Origin of the sequence: Arthrobacter sp. FW306-07-I (assembly GCF_021800405.1) — a bacterium.
In the GTDB taxonomy this organism is placed as follows: domain Bacteria; phylum Actinomycetota; class Actinomycetes; order Actinomycetales; family Micrococcaceae; genus Arthrobacter.
This window is the reverse complement of sequence record NZ_CP084550.1, coordinates 1,899,898-1,920,436: the sequence shown is the minus strand read 5'-3', so window position 1 is coordinate 1,920,436 and position 20,539 is coordinate 1,899,898. Positions and strand designations below refer to the sequence as shown.

At 63.8% G+C, this 20,539-nt stretch carries 17 protein-coding genes and 1 tRNA gene; 8 read left to right on the top strand and 10 right to left on the bottom strand.

The window, feature by feature from the left end; all coding sequences use genetic code 11:
- Window positions 1-119 precede the first annotated feature (119 nt).
- The 7 genes from folP to LFT46_RS21245 all read left to right on the top strand — a co-directional run bounded on the left by folP (window position 120) and on the right by LFT46_RS21245 (window position 5,824).
- Complete coding sequence (folP, locus tag LFT46_RS08825) at window positions 120-959, top strand: dihydropteroate synthase (protein WP_236821844.1); 840 nt, start codon at window positions 120-122, stop codon at window positions 957-959.
- Window positions 956-1,771: a pyrimidine reductase family protein gene (locus LFT46_RS08820; protein WP_236821843.1), complete on the top strand. Its 816-nt coding sequence runs from the start codon at window positions 956-958 to the stop codon at window positions 1,769-1,771. Before folP ends, LFT46_RS08820 begins: the two co-directional genes overlap by 4 nt.
- 85 nt (window positions 1,772-1,856) lie before the next feature.
- Window positions 1,857-2,444, top strand: a complete 588-nt coding sequence (locus LFT46_RS08815; RefSeq protein WP_236821842.1) for a hypothetical protein — start codon at window positions 1,857-1,859, stop codon at window positions 2,442-2,444.
- Entirely contained in the window at window positions 2,444-4,324 is a 1,881-nt protein-coding gene (locus tag LFT46_RS08810) for a glycoside hydrolase family 15 protein (RefSeq protein WP_236821841.1), read from the top strand. The genes LFT46_RS08815 and LFT46_RS08810 overlap by 1 nt, the downstream gene beginning before the upstream one ends.
- 64 nt (window positions 4,325-4,388) lie before the next feature.
- Window positions 4,389-4,757, top strand: coding sequence for a DUF488 domain-containing protein (locus LFT46_RS08805; protein ID WP_236821840.1), 369 nt, complete (start codon window positions 4,389-4,391; stop codon window positions 4,755-4,757).
- A gap of 199 nt (window positions 4,758-4,956) precedes the next feature.
- On the top strand, window positions 4,957-5,250 hold the full coding sequence (locus LFT46_RS08800; protein ID WP_236821839.1) for a DUF3040 domain-containing protein: 294 nt from the start codon (window positions 4,957-4,959) through the stop codon (window positions 5,248-5,250).
- The gene (locus LFT46_RS21245) at window positions 5,210-5,824 is read left to right on the top strand and encodes a DUF1508 domain-containing protein (protein WP_336885551.1); all 615 of its coding nucleotides are present in this window, start codon (window positions 5,210-5,212) and stop codon (window positions 5,822-5,824) included. The genes LFT46_RS08800 and LFT46_RS21245 overlap by 41 nt, the downstream gene beginning before the upstream one ends.
- A gap of 217 nt (window positions 5,825-6,041) precedes the next feature.
- Here the strand turns inward: LFT46_RS21245 and LFT46_RS08790 are convergent, their stop codons facing one another.
- From LFT46_RS08790 to LFT46_RS08775, 4 genes are all read right to left on the bottom strand, one after another.
- On the bottom strand, window positions 6,042-6,506 hold the full coding sequence (locus tag LFT46_RS08790) for a hypothetical protein (protein ID WP_236821838.1): 465 nt from the start codon (window positions 6,504-6,506) through the stop codon (window positions 6,042-6,044).
- A gap of 93 nt (window positions 6,507-6,599) precedes the next feature.
- Entirely contained in the window at window positions 6,600-6,923 is a 324-nt protein-coding gene (locus LFT46_RS08785; protein ID WP_236821837.1) for a hypothetical protein, read from the bottom strand.
- Window positions 6,924-6,974: 51 nt separating this feature from the next.
- Window positions 6,975-8,108 carry a tyrosine-type recombinase/integrase gene (locus LFT46_RS08780; RefSeq protein WP_236821836.1) on the bottom strand — a complete coding sequence of 378 codons (1,134 nt, stop codon included), beginning with the start codon at window positions 8,106-8,108 and terminating at the stop codon, window positions 6,975-6,977.
- A gap of 87 nt (window positions 8,109-8,195) precedes the next feature.
- Window positions 8,196-8,277: transfer RNA gene (locus LFT46_RS08775), tRNA-Leu, on the bottom strand.
- Between the two features lie 202 nt (window positions 8,278-8,479).
- Here LFT46_RS08775 and LFT46_RS08770 point away from each other — a divergent pair.
- Window positions 8,480-9,085 carry an ANTAR domain-containing response regulator gene (locus LFT46_RS08770; protein WP_141940978.1) on the top strand — a complete coding sequence of 202 codons (606 nt, stop codon included), beginning with the start codon at window positions 8,480-8,482 and terminating at the stop codon, window positions 9,083-9,085.
- A gap of 141 nt (window positions 9,086-9,226) precedes the next feature.
- Here LFT46_RS08770 and pyk read toward each other — a convergent pair whose 3' ends face one another.
- The 6 genes from pyk to trpB form a co-directional block, all read right to left on the bottom strand.
- A complete protein-coding gene (gene pyk, locus LFT46_RS08765) occupies window positions 9,227-10,732 on the bottom strand; it encodes a pyruvate kinase (RefSeq protein ID WP_236802125.1) in 1,506 nt (501 codons plus the stop codon).
- A gap of 64 nt (window positions 10,733-10,796) precedes the next feature.
- Window positions 10,797-12,254 carry a glutamate synthase subunit beta gene (locus LFT46_RS08760; RefSeq protein ID WP_236802124.1) on the bottom strand — a complete coding sequence of 486 codons (1,458 nt, stop codon included), beginning with the start codon at window positions 12,252-12,254 and terminating at the stop codon, window positions 10,797-10,799.
- The gene (gene gltB, locus LFT46_RS08755; protein WP_236802123.1) at window positions 12,247-16,860 is read right to left on the bottom strand and encodes a glutamate synthase large subunit; all 4,614 of its coding nucleotides are present in this window, start codon (window positions 16,858-16,860) and stop codon (window positions 12,247-12,249) included. The genes LFT46_RS08760 and gltB overlap by 8 nt, the downstream gene beginning before the upstream one ends.
- 261 nt (window positions 16,861-17,121) lie before the next feature.
- A complete protein-coding gene (lgt, locus tag LFT46_RS08750) occupies window positions 17,122-18,288 on the bottom strand; it encodes a prolipoprotein diacylglyceryl transferase (protein WP_236821835.1) in 1,167 nt (388 codons plus the stop codon).
- 3 nt (window positions 18,289-18,291) lie between these two features.
- Entirely contained in the window at window positions 18,292-19,158 is an 867-nt protein-coding gene (trpA, locus tag LFT46_RS08745; protein ID WP_236802121.1) for a tryptophan synthase subunit alpha, read from the bottom strand.
- Window positions 19,155-20,474, bottom strand: a complete 1,320-nt coding sequence (trpB, locus tag LFT46_RS08740; protein ID WP_236802120.1) for a tryptophan synthase subunit beta — start codon at window positions 20,472-20,474, stop codon at window positions 19,155-19,157. Before trpB ends, trpA begins: the two co-directional genes overlap by 4 nt.
- Window positions 20,475-20,539: the final 65 nt, after the last annotated feature.

Here is a 20,539-nt window from a genome sequence, read left to right as displayed (position 1 = left end):
ACAACCCGGAAGCGGCCCTCCATGAGCCGGGACCGAATGTGGCCTACACCCCGACCTTCCTCCATCCCGTGCATCGATTCGGCTCCACGACGCTGGACTTCCGCAGGCAAACAGCCCTCATGGCCATTATCAACCGAACCCCCGATTCCTTCTATGACGCAGGACGGACCTACGATCTGGACGCTGCCGTGCAAGCGTGTGCGGATGCGGTGGCCGCAGGAGCAGACTGGATAGATATCGGCGGCCAGCCCTTCGCTCCCGGTACTCCCCTTACGCCACGGGAGGAAGCAGAGCGTGTCCTTCCTGTCATCGAGGCGGTCCGGCACCAATCAGAGATAATTCTCTCCGCCGACACGTTCAATCCTGAGGTGGCCGCGCTGAGCATCAAAGCAGGTGCGAACGCCATTAATGACACCTCCGGGTTGAGTAATCCCGACATGGCCGCGGTCATCGCCGGCTCAGACGCCCATCTGATCATCACGCACAGCCTCGCCCCACCTAGGACACCGTGGCCTGCCCCTCGGTATCGGGACATCTCACTTGAGGTCGCGGACTTTCTCAAACGAAAGATCGATCAGGCAATTGCCCTTGGTGTCGCCGAGGAACAAATCCTTCTTGATCCGGGGCACGATCTGAATAAAAATACCCTGCATTCGCTGGAGCTCACCCGTCGCCTTGAACACATTACGTCTTTGGGTTTCCCCGTCCTGGCATCGGTGTCGAACAAGGACTTTATCGGCGAGACATTGGGAAAGGACCGCAATGAGCGGGTCGAAGGATCGCTGGCGGCCGCGGTCATTTGCGTGATGAAGGGAGCGCGGATCTTTCGAATGCATAACGTTGCTCCTGCAGTCGCGGCACTGCACCTGACAGAGGCAGTCCTGGGTTGGCGGAAACCCCTTGAACTGCGCCACAACATGACAAGTCCGGAACCCGGCAGCACGGAGGACCTGCCGTGATTGACCGAATAATGCCCGGACTTCTCAAGGGTGCCACTGACACCCAGCTCCTGAACTGGTACACGCACCCGGCCGACGGCAGCCCATGGGTGAGTTTCAACTTTGTTTCCAGTCTTGACGGTGCCGCCACACTCGCCGGCCGCTCGGGCGGGCTGGGTAACGCCGGGGACCGGCGCATCATGGGTCTCATACGCCGTACGGCAGATATCCTTCTCCTCGGCGCCGGGACGGTCAGGACGGAGGGGTACTCCGGGGATCTCATCGGAACGGCCGGTGCGCAGTGGCGCACAAGCCAAGGCAAAAGCGGCCAACCAGCACTTGCCGTCGTCTCCGGAAGCCTGCGGATTGACCCCGGCCTGCCCTTCTTCGCCACAGCACAGGAGCCGCCGCTGGTGATCACTACAGCGGAGGCCAACCGGGTAAGAAGAAAAGCGTTGGAGAAGGTCGCCGACGTGGTCACCTGCGGGCAGCGGCACTTGGATGTCGATCTTCTGATCAAGGAATTAGAGCGGCGCGGTCATTCCCGGATCCACTCCGAGGGAGGACCGCACTTGTTTGGAACCTTCCAGCAAGCAGGTCGGGTCGATGAGCTCTGCCTGTCGGTCAGTCCCCTGCTGACAGCAGGGCCGGGCCAGCGCATCGCTGCCAGTTCACAGGAAAACCTGCCCCCGAGAAGAATGCACCTTCAACACGTGCTCCGCTGTGGTGACATGCTTTTCCTCCGATACCTGATCCGGGAATCACAGGAGTCAGCCGGAACAGCGCCAACCGCTGACAACTGCCCCGAGATCGACACCGACCCCACACGGTAGACGAACTTTAAAAAAGAACCGTCCGAGAGCAGCCACGAAAGGAAGCCGAACATGGGCCCGTGCATAGTCACCGACAGGTTTTGGCATGCCACCGCCCAGGGCAGCCGCCCGGGACCGGGTCTCCTGCCGCCGTCAAGACGGACAAGGCAAGGAACACTTTCGCAGTTCGTTCGTCCCGGATCCGGCGGTCACTGAAATGGACTGGTCCGGCTGGGCCCTCTTCGGGCTGCTTGCCACGGCTGTGCTGACTGTCGTGATGATCTCCGCACAGATGGCCGGCTGGACGAGACTGGACCTGCCCCTCGTGCTGGGCACGTTCCTGACACCTGACCCGGACCGGGCGCGGGTGGCAGGGTTCTTCATCCATCTGGTCGCAGGCCAGGTTTTCGCTTTGGGCTACGCAGCTGCCTTCGCGCTCCTTGGTGCGGCCACCTGGTGGGCAGGGGCCCTGCTGGGACTTCTCCACGTCGCTGTAGCCCTGACGGTAATCCTGCCGCTCTTGCCAGGGGTTCACCCCCGAATGGCTTCCACCAGGGCGGGCCCCGCCAACAGAGCAGTCCTGGAGCCCCCGGGCCTGCTTGGTTTGAATTACGGCATCCAAACACCCGCCATCACGATCATCGCCCATGTAGTGTACGGAGCCGTCCTCGGAATGCTGCTAAGGACCACATGATGACTGGGCGCCACCGGCACGAGACCTTCGAAAAGGAATCAGCAGAGTCCCTGCCCAACGGGACGGGAGCATGGCACGATTCCTGCATTGCGGACTACGGGCTGGTCGGTGACACCCGTACGGCCGCCTTGGTATCCGCCCGCGGCTCCGTGGACTGGCTTTGCGCCCCTGCATTTGACGGGCAGCCAGTCTTTGGTGCCCTCCTGGGCGGCTCCCGAGCCGGCTCCTTTCTGGTCGGACCCTCCGTCCAGACACAGGTGAGCACCCGCAAGTACCGCCACCACAGCGCCACTCTTGAAACCGTCTGGTCAGCCGGTGCGAGCCAGCTCATCCTCCATGACGCCATGATCGCCGAAGTCGCCGGCAAACTTCTGCCCACAACGCTCCTGATCAGACGACTCAGCGCCAGGGGCTCCCCCTTTCCAGCGGTCATAAACTTTGACCCGCGGCTAGGCGAACAGCACCGGCGCCCACATATCCGCCGGGGAGTGGGCCTCGTCTGTGACTGGGGACCCCTGGCCTTGTCGTTGGGATGCAGTGAGGAACTGAACGTCGAACCAGGCCGGCCGACCTACGTGACAGTTCACCCTGGCAGTCCTCTCACTCTTGTCATGGCCATCGCGTACGGAGAACCCCTGATCCACGTGGATCCGTCAACAGCATGGGCCCTCGTCGAAGCTGACGAAGCACGATGGCAGGCGTGGACAGAGGACAGCGATGAGGAGATACCGTTCCGGGAGGCCGTTCTTCGCAGCCTGCTGACCCTGCAACTGCTGACCTATTCCCCTTCCGGCGCCCCGGTAGCTGCCCCCACCACATCACTGCCCGAGGACCCAGGCGGGATACGCAATTGGGACTACCGCTATGCCTGGCCGAGGGACGCCAGCATTGGAGTCGGCGCGTTTCTCAATGTTGGGAAAACGCCTGAAGCAAGAAAATTCTTTGGATGGATGCTGCACGCCAGCCGGCTCGAGCGCCCCCGCCTGCCCGCGCTGCTCACTCTTGCTGGAGGACATGTCCCGGCGGAACGCAGGCTTCCCGACTGGCCGGGATTTGCCGGGAGCACCCCTGTCCGCACCGGCAATGGTGCCGCAGGCCAGCACCAGCTCGACGGCTACGGTTGGGTCCTGGACGCCGCCTGGGTCCTCGTACGAAGCGGCCACCGCCTTTACTCCGAGACATGGCGGGCCATGCGTGGCTTCGCGGACCAGGTGGCAGCGCGGTGGCAGGAACCAGATGCAGGAATCTGGGAAATCCGGGACGACGCAGCCCACCATGTGCACTCCAAGATGATGGGCTGGCTGGCCCTGGACAGGGCCCTGAGGATCGGACGCACCCACCACCTCCGGACGACGCAACGGGACCGCTGGCAACAAGCTCAACGGGATCTCGCAGCAGAGATCAGGTCCAAGGGCTTCAACACGGACAAAAACACCTACACCCGCACCTACGGCTCCTCCGACCTGGACGCTGCGATACTGCTCCTTCCTGTCACCGACTTTGAGGACCCTTGCTCTGACCGAGTGAAAGGAACAGTGGACGCAGTCAGCCAAGAGCTTTCTGCCGGCTTCCCATTCCTCTACCGGTATCCGCCAGGAAAGGACGGGCTACCAGGAACGGAGGGAGCTTTCTTGCCCTGCTCATTCTGGCTCGTCCAAGCCCTCGCCCTCACCGGCAGACGACAGGAAGCGAGCCAACTTTTCGAAGCACTCCTTCAGAACGCCAACCCGTTAGGGCTTTACAGCGAAGAAATCGATCCTGCCACAGGCACCTTCCTCGGAAACTTCCCCCAAGCACTCACTCACGCCTCCCTCGTCCAGGCCGCCCTCGCCCTGCGGGACCCCGACAAGATACCCGGAGACCTCCCCAGCCCTTCCTGAACCAGCAAAAGCATCACGGTCTAAATCTCAGCGGCCAAGCCTGCGCAATGAAGGAGACATACAGATGACCCGACAAGTGAAAGTACGGCGCATCTATGAGGAACCCCTGGACACAGATGGAGCCCGTATCCTCGTAGATCGCCTCTGGCCACGGGGTATGAGCAAGGGAAAGGCGCATCTGGACGAATGGTGCAACGCGGTGGCCCCATCAGATGAGCTGCGCAGGTGGTACGGCCATGACCCTCGGCGTTTTGAGGAGTTCAGCCAGCGGTACCTGGCCGAACTCCAAACATCCGAAGCTGCTGATGCCCTTAAACACCTCCAGGGATTGGCCGACCACGGCCCGCTAACCCTGCTGACGGCGACAAAGGAACCCGGCATCAGCGAAGCCGCCGTGCTCTGCGCCCTCATCGCCGGAGACCTGCAGCCCTGACCCTCAGCCTCGACAGGGACCGGGCCTACCCTGCCCCCCCTGTTTGGAGGGTATTCCTTGACTTCCCCCAGGAACGCTCCTATGGTCAAATTACTAACATTTGAAATGTTAGATTAGAATCCTCCGGCAGCGGAGAGCTACTCGGAGGCTCCAGCTGCAAGCCCTGAAACGGCAGCAGCGGTATCACGGGAGGTTTCAGATGCCGTTGTCAGATAAAGAGCAGAAACTCCTGGACGAGCTGGAACTGGACCTGGTGACCAAGGACCCGCATCTGGCCAAGGAACTATCCACCGGTCTGATCGAAAGCCCGTTCGGGGCCACGTCATACTTCGCCGCGGTGGCCTGCCTGACCGGCGTTGTCCTGCTCATCACGGCCATTGCATGCCAAGCCGTCGAAGTAGGTGTCATGGGCTTGCTGCTGATAGGAACAGCTGCCTATTTCTTCGTGGGGGATGAACCTGATCTGCCTGATCACCTGTTGCCCCTACTCTGATCAACACACCGGGAAAGGCAGTGGACGCTGTTTCCTTAGTGGGACCGTCGGTAGTAGAAGGCAGTACTTAGTGGGACCGTCGGTAGTAGAAGGCAGTACAGAGAAAAGAGGCTCCATAATGGGCACACCAAGCATGGACAACACGCGGATGCACAGTGAGGCTCCGGCTGAAGGAGATAATTCCCGGGATTTTCCCGAGATACGCTCCCACTCCCAGGACCCGGCCGAAGGCGCTGACCAGTTCCCTGAACCATCAGACCTCGAGCCGCATCCAGCCGCTTCTGCCGTGTTATTCGGCCCAGCACTTCCCTCAGCCACGAGGCAAGCCATGGCGGGAATATTCGAGCTCTTGGTAACAGGCCCCGGGGATTTTAGATTCAGGTTGCTCTCCCCCGCCGGGGATGTCCTAGCCGTGTCAGGAGCGTTTTCGGATAAGAATGCAGCAATCGCCGCCATCCATAATGCCCGGCAGTGCGCAGCAACTGCCCTCTTCAGGGACCACACAAGTGCGCGTCCGCTATCAGCAGGTCCGGCCAGACAGACCCAACAGGGCCCCTCCAGATGGTTCGGATGACTCAGTCAGAGGCGAAGCTGAAACACCCAGCATGACGAGCTATCCCTCACGCATCGGCTGCAGGGGTGGCAGCCTGGATATCGGAGACGCGAAAGCGAGGACTAAGAAATGCCTGACATCGGAAGTTCGCACCTCACGGAGAAGTTCACACATTCGATAGAGCGACTGATCATGAACTTGTTTGGGCCGCCCGACAGGGGCGCCATCGACACTCCCGTCATTCACAAAAACGATCATGCTGAAGCAGCGTCGATCCAGGAACTCGTTGATATAGAAATAGAGCGGCAAACCTGATGGTTGTACCGGTGTACTTGTCAGCCAGGACTCCTGCGGCCACCACGCAGTTATTGGTGCCGGCCTTGAACATTTCGCCTACCAGATCGCGGGCGAGGATGTCGTTGCGGGTGTCGCAGCCGTTATGGTCGACGTAGGCCCAGATGGGTCCGAACTCATTCCGCGTATAGCCGGTCTTCGTAGCGCGCCCTTTCACCGGAATATACTCCAGCTGGGCAAGGGCCTTCGCAGCGTCGCCGGCGGACGTCAGACATGGTGCATCTGCTGCGACGCCTGGGGCAGACTCCATGGATTTGATGGAGTCGGCTGCAGAGTTACAACCAGCGAGGGGGCCAGCCATAAGAAGAGTAGCGACGGCCGCCAGTGATTGAGCGATGGAACGAACCATTTCAGTGGTCCTCCCACTTTGCGAGGTCCGAATCACATTTAGCCTGAAAAGCGTGTTGTCAGCACCAGCGTGGGGGGCGGTTGTAACCCTTGCTCAGCTCACAGGCGACAATCTGGCCTTCGACCGTGTCCCGATGAGCCGCTGCTTATTCAGCAGCTGGCTTTCGGGAAGCTGAGAACTAGTCTTGCCGGGAAGAATTTCGCTCAACTTGGCGATCTCCAGGATGTGTTCCGAGGTAAAGATGATCTTTCCCTTCCCCCAGCACGCGTGAGGGAAGCGTCCGCTGGTCGCACCGTCGCGCAGCCAGGACTCCGTGCAGCGCATAAGCGCTGCTGCTTCGGCAGGCTCAAAAAACTCGATGTCCACGGCGTCCTCCAGAGAAAAGTGCAGGTTTCTCAGGTCCATGCGTGCTGCCATACTAACCAACATGACCGAAACCGGCCGCTGAGAGAGCCGACGAAATACGAGCTAAAGACGCTGAAAAGCTGTCACCGAACCCTCAGTTGCGTCAGCGCCCACCTGCAATGCCTCGGGCATCAGGTGACCGTACACCTGCTCAGTCGTCTTCGTGGATGCGTGCCTGAGCCGGCGGGAAATGGTAAACAATGGCACGCCGTCCTGGATGAGCCAGGACGCGTGGGTGTGGCGAAGGTCGTGAATCCTTGGGTTCTTAGTCATGCCAATTGCCTGGGCCGTGCGAACGGCAGGCACCCAGTAGTCAGCCCAGAAGAGTTTATGGACGATCCGGCCGCCCTTGGGCGTCGTGAACACCAGTTCCTTACCTGGCCTGCTTGCCACCAGCGGAATCAGCAGCTCCACCAGAGCCGGGTTCAGCCCGATGGTCCTCTTGCCGGCACCGGTCTTTGTCGCGCCAACGTAAAACTGGTTCTGCCCATCCCGTTTCCACGCTTTGTTGATGCGGGCAGTCGGTGGCTTGGAAAGCAGGTCCACGTCCGCAACAGTCAGTGCAGTGGCTTCTCCAAAACGCGTGCCGGTCATGACCAGGAAGTCAGTGAAGGCCTTGTACCGCTCCCCCATCCCCTCCATGATGAGCCGGTACTCGGCATGGGTCAGGAACATGGCCTCATCCTCGGCCTTCTCGATGTTCGGCAGCTGCACGCCCCGGCAGGGGTTTCGGGTGATGTAGCCGAGCATCTCCGCCGTATTCATCGAGGCCGAAATGAGGCCATGGATGTTATGGATCGTCTTTGGTGCCTTGCCTTTGGCCATCATTGACTTCACCCAGTGCGCAATGACGCGATAGTCGACCTTGTCCACGGGAACGTGACCGATGACCGGCCGGATGTGGAGATCAAGCATGGTTTGATACGTCTTGATGGTTCCGCTCGAAGGGCGGACCAGCAGATCGATGTGTTCTTGGATGACTTCTGCCACGGTAGGCGGACGTTTCTCGTTGGTGAGGATGGCGTGCTGGGCGATCTCAAACGATTGTCCGTTGGCGTCAAGCAGCCGCTTGAGGGTCTCAGCTTCGGTGACTGTAGCAACCGTGAGGCCTTGGGCGGTTTTGGTCTTAGGGTCCCGCCAGCGCACCATGAAGGACTTTGAACCGTCCTTTTTGGTGCGAGTACTGATGCTTGCCACACACAAAACGGTACGCTCGTGTACACACTTTGGCGGTTTTTGTACACACTCAATCGCTCAACAGGCGCTTGACCTGCGGAAACACTGTGCCCGAGGTGGGACTCGAACCCACACACCTTTCGATACCGCATTTTGAGTGCGGCGCGTCTGCCAATTCCGCCACTCGGGCGCGGAATACGAGGAGCGAAAGTACGCCCACAGCTGACTGTGAGCAACGCGATCGCTTCACGTACGCGGAATTACTCTACATGCAGATAGGCTGAATTCCAGAATCGCGCCGCCGTCGCCGCAACCGAACCCCTGCAAGCCAAGTACAGCCGCGGTGGCACCTAAGATAGTGATGTCCCGCCGTACCTTTTCAAGGAGATCCCGTGACTGAACAGACGGAGTCCAAGCCCACGTCCCAGCCGGCGCGCCGCGTCATTGTGGCAGAGGATGAAACCCTCATCCGCCTCGACATCATCGAGATCCTGCGCGGTGAAGGCTACGACGTCGTGGGCGAGGCGGACAACGGCGAGAAGGCCGTCCAGCTCGCCGAGGAACTCAAGCCTGACCTGGTCCTCATGGACGTCAAGATGCCCGTCATGGACGGCATCTCGGCAGCGGAAAAGATCGTCAAGGCCCGCATCGCCCCTGTGGTCCTGCTGACCGCCTTCAGCCAGAAGGAACTGGTGGAGCGGGCCCGTGACGCCGGCGCCATGGCCTACGTGGTCAAGCCGTTCACGCCCGCAGACCTCATCCCGGCGCTGGAGATCGCACTCTCCCGCCACGAGGAAATCAAGGCCCTCGAGGGCGAGGTTTCGGACCTGCAGGAGCAGTTCGCCACCCGCAAGCTCGTGGAGCGCGCCAAGAGCCTGCTGACCACCAAGATGGGCCTGACGGAACCGGAAGCCTTCCGCTGGATCCAGAAGACGTCCATGGACCGCCGCCTCAGCATGCGCGAGGTCGCCGAAACCATCATCAACCAGGTCAACTAGCGCGCAGGCCGGGCCCGGAGGAATTACGACGACGGCCCGGCCACCAACCGGGAACGGTCACCACAGTGGCCGGTCACCAAAGCAAGACAGCGAAAAGGACCCCTGCCAGAAGGCAGGGGTCCTTTTTGCTTTGTCAGAAGGCTAGGCCTCTGCGGCCTGGTTCTTCTTCTTCTTTTCCGGCCAGGGGCCGAGCTTCTCGCGGTTGCTTGCGATCTCTCCCCCGCGGGTGGAGTCGGCGAGGTCGCCCACCTTGTGCACCTTCAGGGAGTTGGTGGAGCCGGCCTTTCCGGGAGGCGAACCGGCGGCGATGACCACCAGGTCACCGTCCTGGACCAGGCCCATCTCTTCGAGGCTGCGGTCAACCTGCGCGGTCATGGCGTCCGTGTGGTCCACCATCTGCACCAGCACCGGCTGGATGCCCCATGTGAGGGCCATCTGGTTCCAGACCTGCTCCACTGGGGTGAAAGCGAAGACCGGCTTGATCGGCCGCAGGCGGGACAGGCGGCGGGCCGAGTCACCGGACTGGGTGAACGCACAAATGTACTTGGCGTCCAACTGGTCGGCGATTTCGACGGCGGCACGCGTAATGGCACCGCCACGGGTCCGCGGCTTGGTGCCCAGCGGGGGGACGCGCTCCAGGCCGTGGACCTCGGTGGACTCGATGATCCGGGCCATGGTCTTCACGGTCTCAATGGGGTACTTCCCCACGCTTGTCTCACCGGAAAGCATGACAGCGTCGGCACCGTCGAGCACGGCGTTGGCGCAGTCCGAAGCTTCTGCACGGGTGGGGCGCGGGTTATCGATCATCGATTCGAGCACCTGCGTGGCCACGATGACCGGCTTGGCCCACCGGCGTGCCAGTTCCACGGCGCGCTTCTGGACGATCGGCACTTCCTCCAGCGGCAGTTCCACACCGAGGTCGCCACGGGCCACCATGATGGCGTCGAACGCGTCGATGATCTCGGGCAGCTGCTCCACGGCCTGCGGCTTTTCGATCTTGGCGATGACCGGTACGCGGCGGCCTTCCTCGTCCATGATCTCGTGCACGCGGCTGATGTCCGATGCGTCGCGGACAAACGACAGAGCCACCAGGTCAACACCGCGGCGGATGGCCCAACGGAGGTCGTCCTCATCCTTTTCGCTCAGCGCGGGAACGTTGACGGCCACGCCGGGGAGGTTGATGCCCTTGTTGTTGGACACCATGCCGCCAACGGTCACCTCGGCAACCACTTTGACGTCGTCGACCTCAATGGCGCGCAAGGCCACCTTGCCGTCGTCGATCAGCAGGGCATCGCCCACCTTGACGTCCTCGGTGAGGCTCTTCAGGGTGGTGGAGGCGATCTCCTGGGTACCGGGAACGTCCTCGGTGGTGATGGTGAAGATGTCACCGACGGCCAGCGCGTGCGGGCCGTCCACGAAACGGCCCAGGCGGATCTTTGGTCCCTGGAGGTCGGCCATGATGGCCACGGCCTTGCCAAGGTCGGACGCTGCCTTGCGGACGTTCTCGTAGGTGTTGTCATGCACGGTGTAGTCACCGTGGCTCATGTTCATGCGGGCGACGTCAACGCCGGCTTCCAGCACCGCGAGGGTGTTTTCGTAGCTGGCAATTGCCGGGCCGAACGTAGCCACAATTTTTGCGCGTCTCATATACCTACCCTATTGGTCACTTGCATTGTTTAAGTTGTCGGCGAGGTGAACCCTCGGTGCAGTCCTAGAGGACGGCGATGGCGCGGTCCGTCGGTGCGACGGGGGCGGGAAGGATGGTGCTTCCCATCAGGTACTTGTCCACTGCGGCAGCGGCGGCACGCCCCTCGGCAATGGCCCACACAATCAGGGACTGCCCGCGGCCGGCGTCACCGGCAACAAACACGCCTTCGGTGTTGGTCATGTAGTAGCCGTCGCGGGCAACGTTGCCGCGGCCGTCGAACTCGGCATGCACCTGGTCGCTGATGCCCGCAGGCTCAGCGCCGGTGAAGCCGAGCGACAGGAACACCAGGTCGGCCGGGATGATCCGTTCGGTGCCGGCCTTCGGGAGCCGCTTGCCGTCGACAAACTCGGTCTCGGCCACCTTCACGCCGGTCAGCTTGCCGTTCTCGCCAACGAACTCGACAGTGGAGGCGAGGTAGGTGCGTTCGCCGCCTTCCTCGTGCGCGCTGGCCATCTCGAACAGGGTGGGGAACGTCGGCCACGGCTGGTGGCTGGCACGCTCCGACGGCGGCTGCTTGCCAATGGCAAGGGTGGTCACTGATGCGGCGCCATGCCGGTGCGCGGTACCCAGGCAGTCGGCACCGGTGTCGCCGCCGCCCAGGATCACCACGTGCTTGCCGTTGGCGTTGATCTGGTTTTCGATGGTTTCACCGGCCACCGCGCGGTTGGCGGGCACCAGGTAGTCCATGGCGAAGTGGATGCCGTCAAGGTCACGGCCCGGGATGGGCAGGTCACGAGGAACGGTGGCACCGGTGCAAATGACGACGGCGTCGTAGCGCCTGCGCAGCTGCTCCCAGGTCACGTCGGTGCCCACAGCGACGCCGGTCCGGAATCGGGTGCCTTCGGCCTTCATCTGCTCGACGCGGCGGTCCACCTGCTCCTTTTCCATCTTGAAGTCGGGGATGCCGTAGCGCAGCAGGCCGCCGATCTTGTCGTCCCGCTCGTAGACGGCGACGGTGTGGCCCACGCGTGTGAGCTGCTGGGCGACGGCGAGGCCGGCGGGGCCGGAACCGACCACCGCAACGGTCTTGCCGGTGAGGCGGGCGGGCGGCAGCGGGTTGACCCAGCCGTTGTCCCATGCCTCGTCGATGATGGAGACTTCCACCTGCTTGATGGTCACTGCGGGCTGGTTGATTCCCAGCACGCAGGACGCCTCGCAGGGGGCGGGGCAGAGCCGGCCGGTGAACTCGGGGAAGTTGTTCGTGGCGTGCAGGCGCTCGATCGCTTCCTCGCCCTTGTCCCGCCACATGAGGTCGTTCCACTCGGGAATGAGGTTCCCCAGGGGGCAGCCCTGGTGGCAGAAAGGGATACCGCAGTCCATGCAGCGCCCGGCCTGGGCTTTCAGCGTGCCCTTTTCCTGTGCCTCGTAGACCTCTTTCCAGTCCATGATGCGGACAGGGACGGGACGGCGCGGCTGGGTTTCACGCTGGCGTACTTTCAGAAATCCGCGTGGATCAGCCACCGGTAACCTCCAGGATTCGGGACCATACTTCTTCGCCGTCGGGGTCAAGGCCCTCTTCAATGGCGTCGAGGCGGGTTTGCAGCACGGCCGCGTAATCGCGCGGCAGCACCTTGGTGATGCGGGCAGCGGTGTCGTCGAAATTCTCGAGGAGGCGCGCAGCCAGCTGGGAGTCAGTTTCTTCCACGTGCTTGACCAGCAGGCCGTGGACAATGTCGCGGTCCTCGGCGTCCAGCTCGCGCAGCTGCAGCTCACCGGATTCCAGTGCCTGCTTGTTGACGCGGGTGGTCCGCAGGTCCAGGACGTACGCGGTTCCGCCGGACATGCCGGCGCCGAAGTTGCGGCCCGTGCGTCCGATGATCAGCGTCTGGCCGCCGGTCATGTATTCGCAGCCGTGGTCACCAATGCCTTCGACGACGGCGGTGGCACCGGAGTTGCGGACCAGGAAGCGTTCGCCCACCTGGCCGCGCAGGAACAGCTCGCCGCTGGTGGCGCCGTAGCCGATCACGTTCCCGGCGATCACGTTGGTCTCCGCCTTGAAAACGTTGGTGCGGTCCGGTCGGACGATGATCCGGCCACCGGACAGGCCCTTGCCCACGTAGTCGTTGGAGTCACCGAACAACCGCAGGGTGATGCCCGCGGGCAGGAAGGCGCCCAGGGACTGGCCGGCGGTGCCGTTCAGCGTGACGTCGATGGTGTCCGTGGCAAGGACGTCGGTACCAAAGGTCTTGGTGACAACGTGGCCCAGCATGGTGCCCACCGAACGGTCGGTGTTGATGACGTCGACGGTGATCTTCACCGGGCTGCGGTCCGTCAGCGCCTCGGTGGCCATGGTGATCAGGCGCTGGTCGAAGTGCTTGTCCAGCTCGTGGTTCTGGCCGGTCATGTTGCGCAGCGGCGCGTCGTCGTCGAACTCCAGGCCGTGCAGGATCGGGTCCAGGTCCAGCCCGTCGGCCTTCCAGTGGTTGACCGCTTCGCGGGTGTCCAGCACCTCGGCGTGGCCGATCGCCTCCTCGAGGCTGCGGAAACCGAGCTCTGCCAGGATCTCCCGGACTTCCTCAGCAAGGAATTCGAAGAAGTTGACCACGAACTCGGGCTTGCCACTGAAGCGTGCACGCAGCTCGGGGTTCTGCGTGGCAACACCTACGGGGCAGGTGTCCAGGTGGCAGACGCGCATCATGATGCAGCCTTCCACCACCAGCGGGGCGGTAGCGAAGCCGAACTCCTCGCCGCCCAGCAGGGCAGCAATGACAACGTCGCGGCCGGTCTTGAGCTGGCCATCCACCTGCACCACCACGCGGTCGCGCAGGCCGTTGAGCATCAGCGTCTGCTGCGTCTCGGCCAGGCCCAGCTCCCAGGGAACACCGGCGTGCTTGAGCGAGTTCAGCGGCGAGGCGCCGGTGCCGCCGTCATGTCCGGAGACAAGTACGACGTCGGCCTTCGCCTTGGTCACGCCGGACGCCACGGTGCCGATCCCGACTTCCGACACCAGCTTCACATGCACCCGCGCCGAGGGGTTGGCGCGCTTGGCATCGTAGATGAGCTGCGCGAGGTCCTCGATGGAGTAGATGTCGTGGTGCGGCGGCGGGGAGATGAGCCCGACGCCGGGGGTCGAGTGCCGCGTCCGGGCCACCCACGGGTAGACCTTCTGGGCCATCAGCTGGCCGCCTTCGCCGGGCTTGGCACCCTGCGCCATCTTGATCTGGATGTCGTCGGCGTTGGTCAGGTAGAGGCTGGTGACACCGAACCGGCCGGACGCGATCTGCTTGACCGCGGAGCGGCGCTTCGGATCCAGCAGGCGCTCAACATCCTCGCCGCCTTCACCGGTGTTGGACTTGCCGCCCAGCTGGTTCATGGCGATGGCCAGCGTCTCGTGTGCCTCCTGCGAGATGGAGCCATAGCTCATCGCACCAGTGGAGAACCGCTTGACGATGCTGGAGACCGGCTCCACTTCCTCAAGGGGAACAGAGGGGCGCTCGTTCTTGAACTTGAGGAGGCCGCGGAGGGTCATCAGGTTGGTGGACTGGTCGTCCACGCCCTTCGTGTACGACTTGAAGATGTCGTAGCGGCGCTCACGCGTCGCGTGCTGCAGCCGGAAGACGGTCTCCGGGTTGAAGAGGTGGGGTTCGCCGTCGCGGCGCCACTGGTACTCGCCGCCACCCAGCAGGGGGCGGTGCGGCTGCTCGATGCCGCCGTCCGGGTAGGCCATCTGGTGGCGCGCGGAAACCTCGGCTGCGATGACGTCCAGGCCGACGCCCCCAAGCTGGGAGTGGGTACCGGCGAAGAATTCGTCCACCAGTTCCTGGCCCAGGCCCAATGCCTCGAAGGTCTGGGCTCCGGTGTATGAGGCCACGGTGGAGATGCCCATCTTGGACATGATCTTCAGGACGCCCTTGCCCAGGCCCTTGATCAGGTTGTAGACGCCGTCCTGCGGGGTCACGCCGGTGACGTCACCGGCGGCGATCAGCTGCTCCACGGATTCCATGGCCAGGTACGGGTTGACGGCGGAGGCGCCGTAGCCGATGAGCACGGCCACGTGGTGCGTTTCGCGGACGTCACCGGCTTCAACCACAAGGGCGGTCTTGGTGCGGTTGGCGCTGCGCAGCAGGTGGTGGTGCACGGCGCTGACCAGCAGCAGCGACGGGATGGGCGCCCACTGGGCGTTGGAGTCACGGTCGGAGAGCACGATGTACTGCACGCCGCGGTTGATGGCGCCGGAAACCTGCTCGCAGATTTCCGTGAGCCGTGCACGCAGCGCGTTTTCGCCGCCTTCGGGCCGGTACAGGCCGCGGACCTTCATGGCCACGCGGTTGCCGTCGGCGTCCTCGATGTTGGCGATCTTGGCAAGCTGGTCGTTGTTGATCACAGGGAACGGCAGCTGGACCTGCGGCTGGCGGACCTGCTTGGTGTCCAGGAGGTTGCCATTGGGTCCGATGGCGCAGGTGAGCGAGGTGACCAGTTCTTCGCGGATGGCGTCCAGCGGCGGGTTGGTGACCTGCGCGAAGGACTGCACGAAGTAGTCGAACAGCAGGCGCGGGCGCTTGGACAGCACGGCCACGGGAGTGTCGGAGCCCATGGCGCCAAGGGGCTCGGCACCGGTGCGGGCCATCGGGCCCAGCAGGATCTTCAGTTCCTCGGTGGTGTAGCCGAAGGTGCGCTGGCGGATGTTCACGGACGCAGCCGTGTGCACCACGTGCTCACGTTCGGGCAGGTCGTTGAGATCGATCAGGTTGTCCTTGACCCACTCGGCCCACGGGTTCGCCGCGGCTACCTCGGCCTTGACCTCTTCGTCGTCGATGATGCGGCCGGCCTCGGTGTCCACCAGGAACATCTTGCCCGGGGACACGCGGCCCTTCTTGACCACCTTGGAGGGTTCGACGTCGATCACGCCCACCTCGGAGGCGAAGACGATCAGGCCGTCCTCGGTGATCCAGAAGCGGCCGGGGCGCAGGCCGTTGCGGTCAAGGGTGGCGCCGACCAGGTTGCCGTCGGTGAAGGAGACTGCGGCGGGGCCGTCCCACGGTTCCATGAGCAGCGAGTGGTACTCGTAGAAAGCGCGCCGGGCCGGATCCATGGTGGCGTGGTTTTCCCAGGCCTCGGGGATCATCATCATGATCGAGTGCGTGATGGGGCGGCCGGAGAGCCAGAGCAGCTCCGCAACTTCGTCAAAGGACGCGGAGTCGGAGGCGCCGGGGGTGCAGATGGGGTACAGCTCTTCCGGCGAGTCACCCAGCAGCGGGTTGGCGAGCTGTGACTGGCGGGCCCGCATCCAGTTCCGGTTGCCCTTGACGGTGTTGATCTCACCGTTGTGGGCGATGGTGCGGAACGGCTGCGCCAGCGGCCACGACGGGAAGGTGTTCGTGGAGAAGCGCGAGTGCACGATCGCCAGCTTGGTCTTGAACCGCTTGTCGGAGAGGTCCGGGTAGAACGGCTCCAGCTGGGCGGTGGTGAGCATGCCCTTGTAGACGATGGTCCGGGAGGACAGCGACGGGAAGTACACGCCGAACTTGTTCTGGGCCCGCTTGCGGATCCGCCACGCACGGGAGTCCAGCTCGTTGCGGTCCAGTTCCTCACCGTTGGCCGATGCCAGGAAGGGCTGGGAGAAGTAGGGCATGCAGGCGCGGGCCATGGCACCGACCAGATCGGCAACGATGGGCACTTCACGCCACCCGAGGACCTTCAGGCCCTCATCGGCAGCCAGGCCCTCGATACCGGCCTTGGCGGCGTCGGCTTCCCGCTGCTCGGCAGGCAGGAAGGCGGTGCCGGCCACGTACTGGCCGGGGGCCGGCAGTTCGAACTCCGTGACGGCCCGGAAGAACTCGTCCGGAATCTGCATGAGCAGGCCTGCGCCGTCGCCGGTGCCCTCGTCGGCACCCACGGCGCCACGGTGCTCGAGGTTGCGAAGCGCAGTCAGCGCGGCGTCGACGATGTCGTACCCGGGTTCGCCGCGCAGCGTCGCGATAATCGCAAGCCCGCAGGCGTCCTTCTCCTGCTCCGGGTTGTACAGCCCGGCGGCTTCCGGCATGGCTGCGAAGCGCTTGAACGGCGACAGTGCAGTCTCAGGCTGGTCCGGTTCGGACCAGCTGGGAGTGTTAAGAGTTTGGGTCATGGGAGACGTCCTTCCTCCTGATCGTGCGTATGGAAGGGACACCGTTGGCCCCACTCGTCGGCGCCGCTGCGATGGGCACAACAAAGTGTTGATTACTGGAAATTGTAGGTCAGCGCGGCCTGCGGAACTAAAGGTTACGCAGGCCCCTGCCCAGGGCAGCACCGGTGGCCATTACTGGCTGTCCGGACTGCCCCATGCCACGACGTTGTGGTTCTTCGGGCCCTTCGAGCGGTGGCTCTGCTGCCCTGCCTGGCCGGCGCCCTACTTGACGGTGCCTGCCTCCGACGCGGGTCCGGTGGCTGTGCTGCCGGAGTGTCCGGCAGCGGTGGCATCCGTTCCGGGCTTTGAGCCTTCCGGTGCCGCCGCGGCGTCTTCCGTGGGGTCGGAAGCATGCCTGGAACCGCTGTGGTTATCAGGGAGATTACCACGCGAATCACTATCTGAGACACCGCGGTCCGTATCACGGACTTCATGACTGGCGCCTGAGTCCGTGGAGGCTTCCACGGACCTCTCCGGTTCATGGCCGGGCAGATAGACGGTGTCCGGATCGGGGCGGCCCTTGAGGCCCAGGAGAATGAAGGCGATCAGTGCCGCGAGGAAGACGAAGATGCTGGTCCACACGTTGAGCCGTGTGGTGATGCCAAAGATGCTGATCTGCTCTGCGTCATCGATGCGCATGGCTTCGATCCAGACACGGCCCAGGGTGTAGTACATGGCGTACAGCCAGAAGAGCCGGCTCCGGCGGAAGTGGAAGCGCCGGTCCAGGGCGAGCAGGATCAGTACGCCGGCCAGGTTCCACAGCGACTCGTAAAGGAAGGTGGGGTGGAACAGGGTGTCTGCAGGCATGCCTGCGGGAAAGTTGGGGTTGTTGGGGTCGATCTGCAGGCCCCACGGCAGGGTGGTGGGTCCGCCGAAGAGTTCCTGGTTGAAGTAGTTGCCCCACCGGCCGATGGCCTGGGCCAGGAGCAGCCCGGGTGCCGCGGCGTCAACGAAGGCACTCAGCTTGACCCCGCTGCGGCGGCAGCCAATCCAGGCGCCGACGGCCCCGAGGACGACGGCGCCCCAGATTCCCAGCCCGCCGCGCTGGATTTGCGGGATCAGGGAGAGGTCACCGGTGCCGTCAAAGCCGGGTCCGAAGTAGGCGTCCGGCGATGAGACCACGTGGTAGAGGCGGCCGCCGATGATGCCAAAGGGGATGGCCCAGATAACGATGTCCCAGACACTGCCTTCAGGGGCGCCGCGCTTGGCCCACCGCACGGAGGTCAACCACAGGCCAACGATGATTCCGGCCAGGATGCACAGCGCGTAGGCGTGGATCCGCAGGCTGCCCCATGGCAGGGGGATGTCGAAACCGGACCAGTCCGGGCTGGGGATGCTCGCCGGAACCAGGGCGGGAGCCAGTGCGGTTGCCTGAAGGAGTGCCTCCATGGACTAGGCCCCGCTTTCCTGCGTGGCCCCGTTGACCTTCGCCAGGCCGGTGCTGAGGTCCTTGGTGAGGGTGGCAACTGCGTCCACGCCGCCGTCGCCCAGGGTCTTCACCAGGGCGGTGCCCACGATGACGCCTTCTGCGTAGGCGGCAATCTCGCGCACCTGGTCGGCATTGGACACACCCAGGCCTACGCAGACACGTTCCGCGCCGGCACCATGTGCTGCGGCGACAACATCCTTGGCGGCACTGCTCACGGACGTACGGGCACCTGTGACGCCCATGATGGAGACGGCGTAAACGAAGCCACGGCTCGCGTCCACGGTGCGCTGCATGCGCTCCGGGGTGGACGACGGGGCAACGAGGAACACACGGTCCAGGCCGTACTTGTCCGAGGCTGCCATCCATTCGGCGGCCTCGTCAGGAATGAGGTCCGGGGTGATGAGCCCCGCTCCCCCGGCTTCGGCCAGCCGGCGCGAGAATTCATCCACACCCATGCGGACCACGGGGTTCCAGTAGGTCATGACCAGGACGGCGGCGTCGGTTTGGCTGGTGATGCCGGCAACCACGTCGAACACCTGGCTGACGTGGAAGCCCTTGGCAAGCGCCTCCGTGGTGGCGGCCTGGATGACCTGGCCGTCCATGACGGGATCCGAGTACGGAATGCCGATCTCGATCAGGTCGGCGCCGTTCCGGGCCGCTGCGATGCCGGCGGTGATGGATTCCTCAACGCTGGGGTAGCCGGCGGGCAGGTAGGCGATGAGGGCGGCGCGGCCCTGGTCGCGTGCCCTGTCGATGGCGGCAGCAGCTTTGCTGGTGCCTGGTGCCGGGTTGGCCGTTCCTGCCGTGCCGTTGATCTCTGCGCTGCTCACAGCTGCTCCCCCTCTTTGCCGATCTCGGATTCGGCGGAATTCTTGTCCAGCAGGTCAAACCATTCGGCGGCGGTGGCCACGTCCTTGTCACCGCGCCCGGACAGGTTGACGATGACGATCTTGTCGCCCGCGGCGGCAGGATCCTCGGCGGCAAGCCGCTGGCCCACCTTGATGGCGCCTGCCAGCGCGTGCGAGGACTCGATGGCGGGGATGATGCCCTCGGTGCGGCACAGGAGGCGGAAGGACTCCATCGCTTCGCTGTCGGTGATGGGCTCGTAGCTGACCCGGCCAATGTCGGCCAGGTACGAGTGCTCCGGGCCGACGCCCGGGTAGTCCAGGCCGGCGGAGATGGAGTGCGACTCGATGGTCTGCCCGTCGTCGTCCTGCATGAGGTAGGAGCGGGCGCCGTGCAGCACGCCGGGCTTGCCCAGCGTGATGGTGGCGGCGTGGCGTCCGGTTTCAACGCCCTCGCCGCCGGCCTCGAAGCCGTAGATCTTCACGGAAGGATCGTCCAGGAAGCCGTGGAAAATGCCGATGGCGTTGGAGCCGCCGCCGATGCAGGCGCAGACGGCGTCCGGAAGGCGCCCCTCCTGTTCCAGGATCTGGGCTCGGGCTTCCTCGCCGATCACCTCGTGGAAGTACCGGACCATGGCCGGGAACGGGTGTGCGCCCGCCGCGGTCCCCAGCAGGTAGTGGGTGTTGGCGACGTTGGCCACCCAGTCACGGAGGGCGTCATTGATGGCGTCCTTGAGGGTCTGCGATCCGCTGGTGACGGGGATGACCTTGGCGCCGAGGAGTTCCATGCGGGCAACGTTCAGCGCCTGCCGGCGGCAGTCCTCGGCACCCATGTACACCACGCATTCCATGCCCATCAGCGCGGCTGCCGTGGCGCTGGCCACACCGTGCTGGCCGGCGCCGGTTTCAGCGATGATGCGCGTCTTGCCCATGCGCTTGGCAAGCAGCGTCTGGCCCAGGACGTTGTTGATCTTGTGCGATCCGGTGTGGTTCAGGTCCTCGCGCTTGAGGAACACACGCACTCCACCGGCGTGCTGGGAGAACCGCTTGGCTTCCGTCAGCAGGGACGGACGGCCGGAGTAGTTCTTGTTCAGGTCCGCGATCTGGGCCCGGAACTCGGGATCGTCCTTGGCCTTGTTGAACGTCTCTTCGAGTTCGTCCAGGGCGGCGATGAGGGACTCCGGCATCCATCGCCCGCCGTAGTTGCCGAAGTACGGCCCCGGGGCGTGGCGGAGGGATCCGCCCTGCAGGAATGCTTCCGCGGTGTTGTTGTCAGCGTTTCCTGAGGGTGCTTGAGCCATCAGTCCTGTCCTCTTCGAAGTTGGCGGTCAAAAGTCTTCTGCTCCGGCGTGGAGCCGGAGTGCGG

What these genes read in the sequence shown, in the direction of transcription:
- LFT46_RS08800 (WP_236821839.1), top strand. Translation starts at nt 4,957, where the DNA reads ATGCCGTTGTCAGATAAAGAGCAGAAACTCCTGGACGAGCTGGAACTG.
- LFT46_RS08790 (WP_236821838.1), bottom strand. Translation starts at nt 6,506, where the DNA reads ATGGTTCGTTCCATCGCTCAATCACTGGCGGCCGTCGCTACTCTTCTT.
- gltB (WP_236802123.1), bottom strand. Translation starts at nt 16,860, where the DNA reads ATGACCCAAACTCTTAACACTCCCAGCTGGTCCGAACCGGACCAGCCT.
- LFT46_RS08805 (WP_236821840.1), top strand. Translation starts at nt 4,389, where the DNA reads ATGACCCGACAAGTGAAAGTACGGCGCATCTATGAGGAACCCCTGGAC.
- LFT46_RS08815 (WP_236821842.1), top strand. Translation starts at nt 1,857, where the DNA reads ATGCCACCGCCCAGGGCAGCCGCCCGGGACCGGGTCTCCTGCCGCCGT.
- trpB (WP_236802120.1), bottom strand. Translation starts at nt 20,474, where the DNA reads ATGGCTCAAGCACCCTCAGGAAACGCTGACAACAACACCGCGGAAGCA.
- pyk (WP_236802125.1), bottom strand. Translation starts at nt 10,732, where the DNA reads ATGAGACGCGCAAAAATTGTGGCTACGTTCGGCCCGGCAATTGCCAGC.
- LFT46_RS08785 (WP_236821837.1), bottom strand. Translation starts at nt 6,923, where the DNA reads ATGGCAGCACGCATGGACCTGAGAAACCTGCACTTTTCTCTGGAGGAC.
- lgt (WP_236821835.1), bottom strand. Translation starts at nt 18,288, where the DNA reads ATGGAGGCACTCCTTCAGGCAACCGCACTGGCTCCCGCCCTGGTTCCG.
- LFT46_RS21245 (WP_336885551.1), top strand. Translation starts at nt 5,210, where the DNA reads ATGAACCTGATCTGCCTGATCACCTGTTGCCCCTACTCTGATCAACAC.
- LFT46_RS08810 (WP_236821841.1), top strand. Translation starts at nt 2,444, where the DNA reads ATGACTGGGCGCCACCGGCACGAGACCTTCGAAAAGGAATCAGCAGAG.
- folP (WP_236821844.1), top strand. Translation starts at nt 120, where the DNA reads ATGGCCATTATCAACCGAACCCCCGATTCCTTCTATGACGCAGGACGG.